Origin of the sequence: Marivirga aurantiaca (assembly GCF_016679925.1) — a bacterium.
GTDB lineage: Bacteria > Bacteroidota > Bacteroidia > Cytophagales > Cyclobacteriaceae > Marivirga > Marivirga aurantiaca.
On record NZ_JAEQBW010000015.1, the window covers coordinates 16562 to 30210 of the forward strand.

Consider the following 13649-nt stretch of genomic DNA (forward strand, 5'->3'; position numbering starts at 1 on the left):
ATACAATAACATGATCGATACACAGAAATACAAAGTAAAAGACATATCATTGGCTGCCTGGGGGCGGAAGGAGATCACTTTGGCAGAAGCCGAGATGCCTGGTTTAATGGCGCTTAGGGAAGAATATGGTAAAGAACAGCCATTGAAAGGAGCCAGAATTGCTGGTTGTTTGCACATGACTATCCAAACAGCAGTATTGATAGAAACATTAACTGCTTTAGGTGCTGAAGTAACCTGGAGTTCATGTAATATATTTTCTACACAAGACCAGGCTGCGGCAGCAATTGCTGCAACGGGGGTTCCGGTTTATGCCTGGAAGGGTATGACTGAAGAAGAATTCAACTGGTGTATTGAGCAGACTTTATTCTTTGGTGAGGATAAAAAGCCGTTGAATATGATTCTTGATGATGGTGGTGACTTAACTAATATGGTTTTGGATAAATACCCTGAATTGGGTGGTGGAATTAATGGGCTATCAGAAGAGACTACTACCGGTGTTCATAGATTATACGAAAGAATGAAAAAAGGCACACTTCCTATGCCTGCTATCAATGTGAATGACTCTGTTACTAAATCAAAGTTTGATAATAAATATGGTTGTAAAGAATCATTGGTAGATGCTATTAGAAGAGCTACAGATGTGATGATGGCTGGTAAAGTAGCTGTTGTTGGTGGTTATGGTGATGTAGGTAAAGGTTCTGCCGCTTCATTGCGTGGTGCCGGAGTGAGGGTAATTGTTACTGAAGTTGACCCTATTTGTGCTCTTCAGGCTGCCATGGATGGTTTTGAAGTTAAGCCTATGAGAAAAGCAGTGCTAGAAGCTGACATTATTGTTACAGCTACCGGAAACAAAGATATTATCACCAGTGATCTGTTTAAGACAATGAAGGATAAAGCCATTGTTTGTAACATTGGCCACTTCGATAATGAAATTGATGTAGACTGGTTGCATAAAAATGCTGAGTGGGACAACATCAAACCTCAGGTAGATTTAATTACTTTAGAAGGAGGTAAACAAATTATTCTATTGGCTGAAGGAAGATTAGTGAATTTAGGTTGTGGTACTGGTCACCCGTCATTTGTAATGTCCAATTCATTTACCAATCAAACATTGGCACAGATCGAATTGTGGAAGTATGCTGATAAATATGAAAATGCGGTTTACACATTGCCTAAGCATCTGGATGAAAAAGTAGCTGCTTTACACTTATCTAAAATTGGTGTTGAGTTGGATACCTTAAGCAAAGAGCAGGCAGACTATATTGGAGTAACACCTGAAGGGCCATTTAAGCCGGAATATTACAGATATTGATAATTGATTAATTAACACACTCTATTCGGGTTAATTAATGTGGAATAATTTTAAGCTCCTAAAGGAAAAACTTTTCTTTAGGAGCTTTTTTGATTGTGGGGGATCAACCTGAGTTACAAAAGTTTTGAGCTACCGGAATTCGGATGATGATCAAAAACAATCTGTTAATATTGGATTTATTATTGTGCTAAATATTTAAAATCCTCAGAGGTTTAAGCCTGTAGTTGATCGAGTCCGACATCACATCGACTGATTTGATGCTTTCTTGTTTCATTAAAAATTTCAAAATTAATTTTCTCGCCATCCCGGCTTTGCCTTAAATGGAACAGATGATACTGAATTAATCGGAATTTAGGAGTAAATACATCATAGCCCAAAAGCTTCAATCTGTATTCAGGATCAACATCTTCACCTACACAAGGCATTTCATAGCGCATATCGAAGCCATTAATAGCATAAAGGCCATCTTTATGAACAGAAAAATTGCATCCGAGCACTCCTTTCTTTGTGCTCCCTAATGCTTTATTGATGCTTTCGAAAGGAAGGTAGATTGCTTTCTCCACATAACGAGCTTTACCTCCAAAACTTTCCATTAATAAGGAAGGAAGCCATCTGTTCAATTTTCCTTTGAGAATGTTTTCCGGTGTAAGGGATTTACTTAATTTTTCCGAAAGATTGACACGCCTGCCCGCTACAATTCTGTTTTTTCTGGAAAAATGAAGATGGTCATGTATGAAATGACGGTGTGGAATGCAGTCTCCATCAATAAAGATAAGATAATTGCTTTCAGCAGCTAAAACTGCTTGGTTCAGGATTCGGTTTTTACGAAATCCCTGGTCTTCGTGCCAAAGGTGTTTTACAGGAAAAGAATAATTCTTCTTAATAGAATCAATTTCATTTACGACCTCTTTTTTAGAGCCATCGTCTGCTATTATTGCCTCAAAGTCCTTTTCCGATTGCATTTGCAATGCAGCTAAAATGAGTTTCAGGGCTTTGGGGTTGTTGTAAAAGGAAATTATAATGGAAGCGCGCTTCATTTGTTTAGGATTTCATTATAAAGTCTATAATAATTTTCTGCCATTGCCTTCTTGCTGAATTCAAGGGATAAGTTCCATGCATTCTCAATCATATTGTTTCTAAGTTCTTTATCTAGTATCATTTTATTAATTAAAGTAGCCAACATTTCCGTATCGCGGACAGGAGCCAGTAAGCCTGTTTGCTCATGTTTTACCAATTCAGGAATTCCTCCTGCTGCTGTGGCCACAACTGGCACCTTTGACGCAAATGCGTCAATGATGCTCGTGCCTAAGCCCTCAGTTTCAGAACTTATAAAAAATATATCCAATGATGGAAGAACTTCATTAATGTTTTGAAGAAAGCCCGTCATCGTAATGTATTCATCCATTTTACTTTGAGTAATGTAGGCCCTGATTTCATTCTCAAGTGGTCCTTTTCCAATAATGAAGAAATGTACTTTTTTGCTAATGTTTTCAACCATGTGCCTGGCAGTGTCCACAAATGTAAAATAATCTTTATGTGGGGCAATGGCACTACTGTTTCCTATAATGGTAATGTCCTCATTAATTCCATAAGTAGTTCTCAGGTAATTGCTTCCCTGAAACCCTTCAAACTTTTGGTGGTCAATGCCGCTATGAATGGTAATGCAGTTTTCAGGATATCGCAATTTGGGTTGTACAATATTCCTGATGGCATCGGAAACACATGCAATTTTCTTTAAGCTCTTTATATTGTATTTGTGCTGTGACAATATGTTGTTTTTTAAAGGGAAATCTACCCTTCTGCTAACAATAATCGGAGTAGGGTTACCCAATAAATAGGAAATCCAGGCAGTAGCATGAGAGCGGGAACTATGGGCATGCAATAAATCTATTTTCAGGTGACGGCACAGTTTATTTAATTGTAAGCCCGATTTAATATCAAAAGAATTTTTCATGGCAATAGGGAAGAAGCGGAATTTTTCCTTCTCACAATATTGCTCGAATGCTGAACCGGGTCTTCCTGCAACAAGTGGGTTAATTCCTTTAGTACGTAATTCGCCAATCAGATAGGCAATCTGTTGCTCGCCACCTCTCCATGAAGATTCGGAACTTAAATGTAAAACATTCACAATTTTAAAATTTTTACAAAGTTAAACTTTTATCTTTGAAGCAAAACTAATTAAAGATGCATCAACATATTCCTGAGAACACTTCTAAAAATACCCATAATATAGTTTTCGAATTGTTAAATGATTCCGGTGATCCGGGCAAAGTGCTGGATATTCCTTCCGGGGCAGGGGCTTTTACCAACAGGTTGATCAATCAAGAAAAATCTGTATACTCAGCTGATATCGAGAATATTATGAAGGTTGAAAACCCTAATTTTGCTGTAGCCGATATGAATAAAGTATTACCTTATGACAATGGTTTTTTTGACAGTGTAGTATGTATTGACGGAATAGAGCATTTGGAGAATCCTTTCTTTTTTATCAGGGAATGTAGCAGGGTGATCAAACAGGAGGGTCAAATTGTTATCTCCACACCTAATATTAATTCTTTCAGGTCGCGGTGGAGATGGTTCTGGACCAGCCACCATAATAAATGTAAAGTGCCTTTAAATGAAGAAAAACCTACCCCTTTGCATCATATTAACATGATGTCGTATCAAAGGATGAGATATATTTTGCACACAAATGGCTTTAAAATTGTGCAGGTAAAAACCAATCGTGTTAAGCTGATAAGTTGGATTTATGCAATATTTATCCCTTTTAGCTGGGTATTTACCAACTGGGTCTTCAAAAAAGAAGAAAAGGACAAGGTACAGCGGAAAAATAATCAGGAAATTCTTTCCACGCTTTTTAAAACTCCATTGTTATTTGGGGAAACAATGATTATTAAAGCCATCAGGAAGTAGCCTTCTTTTTTAGTCTGTATAGTTTTAAGTATTTCAGGTATTTGTAGCGGGAATGTTTCAAGCCGATGATTAAGCCGTAATAACCATCCATAAAGCCCAGTTTTATAATATATACTTTTATAAAAGAGATAATTGGGTATAGCATTAAGTGAGATATGATGAATACTCTTTTGTTTTTTCTAAATGACTCCTGGGCAGCAATGGAAGTAAATTTTTCTATTTGTCTGTCATGCTGCTCTGTATTCTGATAAGTGTAATGCAGAATTTGACCCTTTAAATTCTGCAATGTGCTATTTTCACTTAGAATTACTTTGTCATGCGGATTTGTGCCACCCCATTTACCCAAGGATTTATTCCAGAGTCGTATTTTAAAATCAGGATACCAGCCACCATGCCTGATCCATTTTCCACAATAATTATTGAGTCTCGACATATAATACGCATCAGCAATTTCCAGTTCGGATGATTTAATTCGTAAGATATGTTGCTGAAGTTCTGGATTTAATTCCTCATCGGCATCCAGCGAAAGAACATAGTCAAAAGTTGACTGCTCCATTGCAAAGTTCTTTTGCTGGACGTGTCCTTCAAATTTATTTTTAATAAATAGTACCTTCTTAAATTGGCAAGCAATTTTTTCGGTTCTGTCAGTAGAAAAACTATCTACCACTACTATTTCATCTGCCACTTGTTCAAGTGATTTCAGGCACCTTTCAATATTGGCTTCTTCATTAAAAGTAATAACAGTAGCAGATAACTTCATACTAAAAGAAATGAGTATTTAATTGGAGGGCTAAAATTAATCCTTTTATTTTGATCCATAAAGGTTTTTAAGCTTTGTTAATAATTTCATATTCAATTTAACAAACGCGTCAACCGCAGAATTTATCACAAAAAAAGACAGTGTATTCCCGGGAGTTTAATAGTAGAAATACATGAAATGAGCATAAATATTCGAGGGCGAATTTATACCAACCGCCAGATGAATATTTATCGCGAATTCCATGTGGTAACTTAAAACGAACATATACACATGAAATGAGCATAAATTTTAGAATCCTTAACATACCAACCGAGGATGAATAAAATTTATTGAATTCTCCCGAAGGGATCCCTTTGGGGCATACCGCTAAGGCGGTACAAGTTGTGACCATTGACAATAAACATATACACATGAAAATATTAGTTATTAGTAATTACAGAACTACAGTTACAGCAAGACCAGAGGCTGAAATATTTATTGGTTTGCAGGAGAAAGGACATGAAGTAACCATTATGACCTATGGGGATGCTGATTACAATAAAAAGTTTAAAGAGAAAGGTCTAAAGGTCATTCCCTTTCATCCTACCAAAAAAAGGGATAAGGAAAGTATAGCATTTATCAGAGAAGAGTTGATCAGAGGTAAATATGACATTTTGCAGATGTTTAATAGCCTGGCGTATTTCAATGGAATTCCAGCGGCAAAAGGATTGCCTGTAAAAGTAGTTTTATACCGGGGTTATACCGGAAATATTGCATGGTATGATCCGTTTATGTACCTCAAATATTTTAATTCAAGAGTAGATGGCGTAGTTTGTTTAGTAGAAGCTATCAGGAAATTATTTGTGAAAAATGCACCCTGGGCCAAACAGAAATTCAGAACAATCAACAAAGGTCATGATATAGGATGGTATAAGATAGATAAGGAATTTGATTTGAGTCCTTTTGGTGTGAAGAAAGATGATGTAAGCTTTATTTGTGCAGCCAATGATAGAAAAATGAAAGGCGTTGTTCACTTGTTAAAGGCCACTCATTATTTGGATGAAAATACACCTATGCACCTTTTTCTGGCTGGGAATGGAATGGGTAAACCGGAATTCCAAAAACTTATCGATGAAAGCCCTCTGAAAAAGAATATTCATTTACTTGGATTTAGGGATAATATACTTGAAATAGTAAAGGATTGTGACGTATTTGTGTTAGCTTCTCTTTATGGTGAGGCTATCACCAAGGCTGTTATTGAAGCCATGTCATTAGGGAAAGCCCCTTTGATCACCGATATCCCTGGCAATGTAAACCTTGTTATTTCAGGAGAATCCGGGATAGTAGTTCCACCGGCAAATGCTAAAGCGCTTGCAGAAGGGATGAAAACCTACATCTCCAATAGGGAACTGATTAGGAAATATGGCAAAGCGGCTCAAGATCGTATTCAAACTGTCTATCATACCAGCAAGACTGTTAAAGAATTTGAGGAGTTTTACAATGAACTGCTTGGGTAATTAACTATTCTTGATAATTTTATAATTAGTGAGTTGGATTTATTAGAGCTTTAGCTTTATTTAAATGTTTTTCATTTCGTTTGTTAGAATAATTATATTATCATTGTTTCTCGATTTTTGACAACGGATAATATTAAATGAAAAAACTCTTCACTCAGGCGTATAAAAAAATGATATTTAACTTATCCGCACAAAACTCCATATTATTTCTCTCATATTATAAGTATTTTTATAAACCGGCAAAGGGAAGCCTGGCTTGCTTTTATGATAAGGTATCAAAACATTTGGACAATACTTTTGTCATTCAAGTAGGTGCTAATGATGGTATAAACCACGATCCTATACACAAATATATTAAAAGGGATCGTTGGAAAGGTGTATTGGTTGAACCTCAACCTGATGTATTTCGCAATCAATTATTCCCACTTTACCTTATTGATAAAGGAATTTATATGGAGAATATAGCCATTAGTGATGAGATTGGCCTAATGGATATGTATAAAATAAGCTTTACCACCGAAAGATGGGCTACAGGATTAACTACTTTTAATAAACCTACCTTGGAAGCCAAAGTGGATAACGGGGATATTGATACAATCTCTAAAAGAAAGAAAATAAAAGTACCGGCAAAAAAATCAGATTATATTAATCAGGTAAAAGTAGAAACTAAAACTTTTGATTTTCTACGGGCTAAATATCAAATTGCAGAAGTAGATGTATTGCAAATTGATGTGGAAGGGTTTGATTTTGAAGTGATTAAGCTATATGATTTAAGTAAAAATAAGCCCAAAGTAATTGTGTTTGAAAGCAGGCACTTAACGGAAATAGAAAGTTCAGAAGCAGAAGCCTATTTTATTGAACACAGTTTTACTGTTAAAAAAATAAAAGGAGACAGTATAGTAGTGAGAAATGATTTTAAGTTTGGGATGGATTTATTAAATGATTATTGAGGGGAGGATTATTTTCTTTTTTTCAGTTGTTGAATTTGTAATGACTCCTTAAAAAATGACTCGTAATTATCAATAGTGTTTTCGATAGAGAATTTTTCAAAGGCAGTTTCATATCCCTTTTTGATGATTTTTTTTCTTAGTTGTTGATCTGAAACGGCTTTTTTGATTTGCTCTGCAAAATCCTCATAATTTTCGTTTTCATAAAGTAAGCCGTTCTCTTCATGCTGTACCACATCTTTTATACCTGAATAGTTAGTCGCTACTACGGGAGTTCCCATCGCCATACTTTCCACCAGAGTTAAGCCAAAACCATCCATAGTGGAGGGTAATACATTTACGTTCATCAAGGTATAGTATTGAATTACTTCGGCCTTATCTTCAATGATTCCCGTACAAATTACTTCTTGAGGAACATCCAGAATATCGGGTTCATTGGGAAATCTTTCTCTATAACTTTCTTCATCCAGCCCTACATAAAGCACTTTCCATTCCTTTGGCAAGTATTGAAGAGCTTTTACTAACTGTGGTTGGTTTTTATACCTTGCTACACAACCGATAATAATATCATCTTCTCTGTATCCTAAGTTATGTTTTAGGCTATTACTTAATTCATTATTGAATACGTATTGGTTGGTAGGGGTGCCATTGTGGATTACCTTGATCTTTGCAGGTTTTATACCTCTTTCAACAAATATTCTTTTTAGCTCATGACTAACTGTAACAAGGTAATCGGAAAAGTAATTATTGAAAATATTTTGAAGAAACTGGTTAATACCCGGCATCTGTTTTGGGTGCTGCCTTCTGGTTTGTACGATCAGTACTTTTTCTTTTCGGAATAAATTAATGAGTGGGCCCAAATACCTGTCGTTACTAGCTTGCGCATTGATTATTTCTATATTTTCTTTCGCAATCAGTTTTCTAACGCTCTTTCTTGTCTTGTTATCAAGCTTTCCGTTAAATGGAAGTGGAATAACATTCACATCTTCTTTTTTTATCAAACTTTCAAGAAATGAATCTTTCTTCAACCCAATCCATACATTATGCCCTTTAGCCCCCAGTCCATTGGCTAAATATGATATACTGTAAGTTGAACCAGCAATTCCACCCTGAGAGCAAAGAATTAGAATATTCATTTAAAAATTACTTTAAAATTATGAAATTTAAAGATATAACCTTATCATTTATTTTCGGTTATATACTTTAAAAGAATAAAATCGTTAAATATGTCAGCGGGGGAAAGTATGTCATACGAAAGCAAAGATAAACAAAGGGTTTTTAACAAGGAATTTATGCCGCATATTGATGCGATGTATAACTTCGCCTATCGCCTTACTTTAGATGAGGATGATGCAAAAGACCTTGTGCAAGAAACTTACCTAAAGGCATTTCGCTTTATTAAATCTTTTGAAGAAGGAACAAATGCGAAGGCATGGCTTTTCAGGATTCTGAAGAATAGTTTTATCAATAACTATCGAAAAACAAGTAAACAACCCAACAAGGTAGATTATCAGGAGGTTGAATCTTATTATAATTCTGAGTCGGTTGATGAAAAAATAACTACTGATTTAAGGGTGGAAACTGTCCAACATATGATTGGTGATGAAATTACCAATGCATTGAATTCGTTGGATATTGATTTCAGGACAGTTATTATTTTATGTGATCTTGAAGGCTTTACCTATGAGGAAATGGCTAAAATTCTTGACATCCCAATTGGTACAGTAAGGAGTAGACTTCATAGGGCAAGAAACTTGCTAAAGGAAAAGCTGGTCAACTACGCTACTTCAATGGGCTATAAGGATAAAAGGAAATAATTCAATTAATATATTTTTTGAGAACTAAACATTCGGCATATTTGTATTACACAAATAACATCTCAAAAAGGGATAAAACTTACATCTCTGATAATTATTAAATTGATTAAGAACTTATGGAAGTAGAGGACAAACAAAAATGCTTTGAATTGCTGCAGTTGGTCATAGACGGACAGGCCACTCAGCAACAGACACTTGAGTTGGAACAGCATCTTTCCGATTGTGAAAATTGCAGAGCTGAATTTGAACTCAGCCAATCAATTAAAGAAGGGTTAAAAAGTCGACTTAAAAGACCTAGCGTCCCATCTGAATTAGCTACTTCCATCCAGTCCAAAGTATTAGAAATCGTTTAATAAATGAATTCCGGAAAAGCCGTAATATTTTCTGCACCTTCAGGTGCGGGCAAAACCACTATAGTGAATTACCTCCTAAAAAAAATCCCGGAATTGGGTTTTTCTATTTCTGCCTGTACAAGAGATAAGAGAGGTAGGAAGGAAGTTGATGGAGTAGATTACTATTTCCTTACAGTGGAGGATTTTAAAACTAAAATCGACAATAACGAATTTGTAGAATGGGAGGAAGTGTACGAAGGCAACTTTTACGGAACCCTTAAAAAAGAGATTCAAAGGATTTGGGACACCGGTAGCCACGTGATATTTGATGTGGATGTTAAAGGAGGGCTGAAGCTGAAAGAATATTTTGGAGATAAAGCACTTTCTATTTTTGTAAAAGTACCTTCTTTGGAATTATTGGAAAAACGATTGAAGGAAAGAAATTCTGAATCATCCTCCAGTTTGTCCCAAAGGCTCTATAAAGCTAAATTTGAAATGACTTTCGAAAAGCAGTTTGATGTAACGCTTGTCAATGAAGACCTGGAATCCTCTTTACAAAAAGCAGAACAAATTGTCAAAGAGTTTTTGAATAGCTAATGCAGAAAAAGAAAGTAGGTTTATTCTTCGGTTCTTTCAATCCTATCCATATAGGGCATCTAATCATTGCCAATACTATACTGGAAGAAGGAGTAGTAGACGAGATTTGGTTTGTAGTTTCCCCGCATAACCCTTTCAAAAAACAAAGTAACCTGGCACATGAATTTGACAGGTTGGATTTGGTAGAAGCTGCCATTGCTGATCAATTTCATATGAAAGCTTCCGATATTGAGTTTCAAATGCCAAAACCAAGCTATACTTCTGATACTCTTGCTTACCTCATTAGCAAATATCCTGATACTGACTTCAAGCTTATTATTGGCCAGGATAATCTGAAGAGTTTTCCCAAGTGGAAAAATCATGAAGTTATTTTGGATCAATTTGGATTATTGGTTTATCCCAGACCTCATTCTAAACCCTCACCATTAGAGAATCATCCCAACGTAAAGTTTATTGAAGCACCTCAAATGGATATTTCGGCTACTTTTATAAGGAAGGCCATAAGAAACGGCCGTTCTATAAAGTACCTGGTGCCTGATATAGTGATTGATAGAATTAAGGCTAAAAAATTATTCCTGGACTGATTTCTGCTTATTAAGTTAGTCTTTTGAGAAATATTGACGAGTGATGAATGTATTATTTAATTGAATGCTTAAAACAATTTATAATAGACATTTAAAGTTTATCTTACGTTACTTATTGGAGCAACCTTACTCCAACATATTGCATCATCTAGTTTAAAGAACCGAATGAAGTATATTTTACTTAGTATTGCTTATTTTCTCTTAATTCAAAATACTTTCTCAAGCGGGATACGTGGTGTGGTTTACGATGATGAAGGACAACCTTTACCCTATACAACAATTTATGTTGAGGAGCTTGGTACCGGTACTTCAGCCAATCAGGAAGCTTACTATGAATTAAATTTACCTCCGGGAGATTATACCTTTCAGTATAAATTTGTTGGTTATGAAACTGTAATCAGGAAAGTTACAATTGGCACAACATTTCTACAGCTTGATATTTACATGGAGAAACAAACTTTGCTTTTGGATGAAGTTGTTACTTCAGCAAAATCTACAGATCCGGCCAATTGGATGATGCGAAAGGCTATTGCTAAAAGTAGTTATCATCGGCAATTAATAGACGCTTATTCCGGACGGGTTTATGTAAAAGGAAAAGGAAGGGTCAATAGTGTTCCATTTTATTTAAGGAGTATGTTGAAGAAAGAAGGTATAGATACTTCTACCCTGATCATTACAGAATCTGTCAGCGAAATCAGTTATAAAAGACCCAATCAATTTTCCGAAAAAGTAATTTCAGTTTACGCATCCAAGAAGAATGATTTTAATGCCAGTCCTATGCGTTTTATTTCCGGGAGCTTTTATCAGGATGAAATTGCTTCTTCCATTTCGCCATTGTCCTCAAAGGCTTTTCAATATTATACATTTAAACATTTGGGGGCTTTTGTAGATGGAGATCATTTAATTAATAAAATTAAAGTGACTCCCAAAGTAAAGGCCCCGAATGTTTTTGAGGGAGTCATTCAATTGGTGGAAGATGACTGGGCACTTTACAATGTAGATGTGAAAACTCAAATTGATATGGGTATTGAGGTAAGGATTCGGCAGGTTTATCAAAATGTAAACCAGAAGGCATGGATGCCGATAAGTTATCAATTTGATGTCGATGGAAAAATCATGGGCGTTGGATTCGAATTTAAATATTTAGCTTCTGTGGCAGATTATGAAATAACATTAAATCCTGCTCTGCCTCATAAAATTAAATTGATAGATAAGGATGATCCTGTTACTACTAAACCGGAAAAGGAGGTAGCACAGTCAGTAAAGCAACTACAGAAAACAAAATCAACATCTGAGCCAGCAATTGTAAAAGCCGCGGATTTAAGGGATTTAATGAAGGATTATCAGAAAACACAGGCTGATTCACTTTCTAAATTAGACATTGTGGGAGTTTATAATTACAAGATTGATTCAAGTGCATATTCACAGGATTCTATGTTTTGGCATCATGTAAGGCCTATACCATTATCGGATAATGAGATTCGGGGATACGCCAAAATAGATAGTTTGAATATTGTCAATGAGGAGAAAAACCAGAAAGATTCCCTCAAAAATGCCAATCAGTTTAGCTTTCAACCTCTGGATATAATTTCAGGAGGCAGATACACATTTGGTAAGGAAAAAGATTGGAAATTTATTATTTATAATGCTTTCTTCAGTACACAGTATAATACAGTAGAAGGTTTAAATGTAGATTATAGTATAGGTCTCAGAAAAAACTTTGAAATGAAACTTGATTCTGCACAGAAGATCGATTACGATTACCAATTGATAAAGAAGCCTTTCATTTTACTAAAACCCACATTTAGGTATGCTGTTGCCAGAAATAATGTAATTGGAAAAGTTTTGGGTAAATACCAGTTCCAAAAAGGAAGTGTGTCATTGGCAGGGGGCCGTTATGTGAGTCAGTTTAATGATATGCCGGCTATTACACCTCTGATTAATACAAGTTTTACATTGATGTGGGAGCAGAACTTCATGAAGTTATATGAAAAAGATTTTGTGCAGTTCAGGTTTGAAAATAACTTTTCCCATAAATGGCGTATTTCTGGTAATGTTGAATATGAAGAAAGGCATAGATTGTTCAACAATACTGAATTTACTTTTATTGATTGGGAAAGAGGGTTGACGCCTAATTTGCCTATAAATGCAGATCCAATTAAAGAGTTTGACGGACAGGAGGCTTTCACTGCGGATTTTAAGGTTACATACAAACCACATATCAAGTTTGTCATCAATAACGGGCGTAGAATTGCTATTACTGATGAAAGTCCTGTTTTTTCACTTGCTTATTTTAAAGGATTTAAAGGGCTAGCAGGTAGCGATGTGGATTTTGACCGTTTAGAGTTTGAATTCAGGGATAGTTATGAAATTGGAGCAAAAGGCACTACTTATTTTAGTGCCCGAACAGGTGCTTTTTTGAATAACAAATCCCTGGGATTTATGGATTTTGCACATTTCCCGGGAAACCGTGCCTTTATCACTCAGATTGATCCTGTTCAGAGTTATCGACTTTTAGATTATTATTTATACAGCACTGATAGCTATTATGTACAGACTTTTCTTTACCACCAATTCAGAAAGTTTTTGATCACTCAAATTCCTGCCACACGTTTTATGGGACTGAAGGAAAGCTTCTTTACTAATTACCTGCTCACCAGTCAAAGTAAAAATTATGTAGAGTTGGGCTATTCTTTGGATGGGATTTTGAGATTTTTCCGAATAGAAGTTGTGACCAATTATGAAAATTTTCGCTATCAAAGCACCGGTTTTAGAGTAGGGATATCTACTACTTTAGGTGGAAATGTTTCGGTGGAGATAAACAATGAGGAATAACATGGATTGAGGTTGTACATGGGAAAATGTTTTCACCTAATGAATTAACCTCAATT

General features: G+C 35.5%; 13 protein-coding genes. 9 read left to right on the forward strand and 4 right to left on the reverse strand.

Annotated elements, in window-relative coordinates:
• Positions 1–10: 10 nt before the first annotated feature.
• Positions 11–1312, forward strand: coding sequence for an adenosylhomocysteinase (ahcY, locus tag JKA74_RS19210; protein ID WP_201432872.1), 1302 nt, complete (start codon positions 11–13; stop codon positions 1310–1312).
• Positions 1313–1524: 212 nt separating this feature from the next.
• Here the strand turns inward: ahcY and JKA74_RS19215 are convergent, their stop codons facing one another.
• Together JKA74_RS19215 and JKA74_RS20990 are read right to left on the reverse strand one after the other, a co-directional pair.
• On the reverse strand, positions 1525–2349 hold the full coding sequence (locus tag JKA74_RS19215) for a glycosyltransferase (protein ID WP_201432873.1): 825 nt from the start codon (positions 2347–2349) through the stop codon (positions 1525–1527).
• The gene (locus tag JKA74_RS20990) at positions 2346–3440 is read right to left on the reverse strand and encodes a glycosyltransferase family 4 protein (protein ID WP_201432874.1); all 1095 of its coding nucleotides are present in this window, start codon (positions 3438–3440) and stop codon (positions 2346–2348) included. The genes JKA74_RS19215 and JKA74_RS20990 overlap by 4 nt, the downstream gene beginning before the upstream one ends.
• A gap of 56 nt (positions 3441–3496) precedes the next feature.
• On the opposite strand from JKA74_RS20990, the gene JKA74_RS19225 reads away from it, so the two are divergent.
• The gene (locus JKA74_RS19225) at positions 3497–4225 is read left to right on the forward strand and encodes a class I SAM-dependent methyltransferase (RefSeq protein WP_201432875.1); all 729 of its coding nucleotides are present in this window, start codon (positions 3497–3499) and stop codon (positions 4223–4225) included.
• Here JKA74_RS19225 and JKA74_RS19230 read toward each other — a convergent pair.
• Positions 4215–4985 (reverse strand): glycosyltransferase family 2 protein, encoded by a 771-nt coding sequence (locus JKA74_RS19230; RefSeq protein ID WP_201432876.1) that lies wholly within the window; start codon positions 4983–4985, stop codon positions 4215–4217. The two genes, JKA74_RS19225 and JKA74_RS19230, sit on opposite strands and share 11 nt — an antisense overlap.
• Before the next feature lie 410 nt (positions 4986–5395).
• On the opposite strand from JKA74_RS19230, the gene JKA74_RS19235 reads away from it, so the two are divergent.
• Together JKA74_RS19235 and JKA74_RS19240 are read left to right on the forward strand one after the other, a co-directional pair.
• Positions 5396–6481, forward strand: coding sequence for a glycosyltransferase family 4 protein (locus tag JKA74_RS19235; RefSeq protein ID WP_201432877.1), 1086 nt, complete (start codon positions 5396–5398; stop codon positions 6479–6481).
• A 137-nt stretch (positions 6482–6618) separates the two neighbouring features.
• Positions 6619–7431, forward strand: a complete 813-nt coding sequence (locus tag JKA74_RS19240) for an FkbM family methyltransferase (protein ID WP_236587950.1) — start codon at positions 6619–6621, stop codon at positions 7429–7431.
• Between the two features lie 8 nt (positions 7432–7439).
• Here JKA74_RS19240 and JKA74_RS19245 read toward each other — a convergent pair whose 3' ends face one another.
• Positions 7440–8564, reverse strand: coding sequence for a glycosyltransferase family 4 protein (locus JKA74_RS19245; RefSeq protein WP_201432879.1), 1125 nt, complete (start codon positions 8562–8564; stop codon positions 7440–7442).
• A gap of 90 nt (positions 8565–8654) precedes the next feature.
• Here JKA74_RS19245 and JKA74_RS19250 point away from each other — a divergent pair, with 90 nt between their 5' ends.
• The 5 genes from JKA74_RS19250 to JKA74_RS19270 all read left to right on the forward strand — a co-directional run bounded on the left by JKA74_RS19250 (position 8655) and on the right by JKA74_RS19270 (position 13593).
• A complete protein-coding gene (locus JKA74_RS19250; protein WP_236587951.1) occupies positions 8655–9245 on the forward strand; it encodes a sigma-70 family RNA polymerase sigma factor in 591 nt (196 codons plus the stop codon).
• A gap of 116 nt (positions 9246–9361) precedes the next feature.
• Positions 9362–9598: an anti-sigma factor family protein gene (locus tag JKA74_RS19255; RefSeq protein WP_201432880.1), complete on the forward strand. Its 237-nt coding sequence runs from the start codon at positions 9362–9364 to the stop codon at positions 9596–9598.
• A 3-nt stretch (positions 9599–9601) separates the two neighbouring features.
• Entirely contained in the window at positions 9602–10174 is a 573-nt protein-coding gene (gene gmk / locus JKA74_RS19260; protein ID WP_201432881.1) for a guanylate kinase, read from the forward strand.
• Complete coding sequence (nadD, locus tag JKA74_RS19265; protein WP_201432882.1) at positions 10174–10758, forward strand: nicotinate (nicotinamide) nucleotide adenylyltransferase; 585 nt, start codon at positions 10174–10176, stop codon at positions 10756–10758. Before gmk ends, nadD begins: the two co-directional genes overlap by 1 nt.
• 165 nt (positions 10759–10923) lie before the next feature.
• Positions 10924–13593, forward strand: coding sequence for a DUF5686 and carboxypeptidase regulatory-like domain-containing protein (locus tag JKA74_RS19270; RefSeq protein WP_201432883.1), 2670 nt, complete (start codon positions 10924–10926; stop codon positions 13591–13593).
• Positions 13594–13649 lie beyond the last annotated feature (56 nt).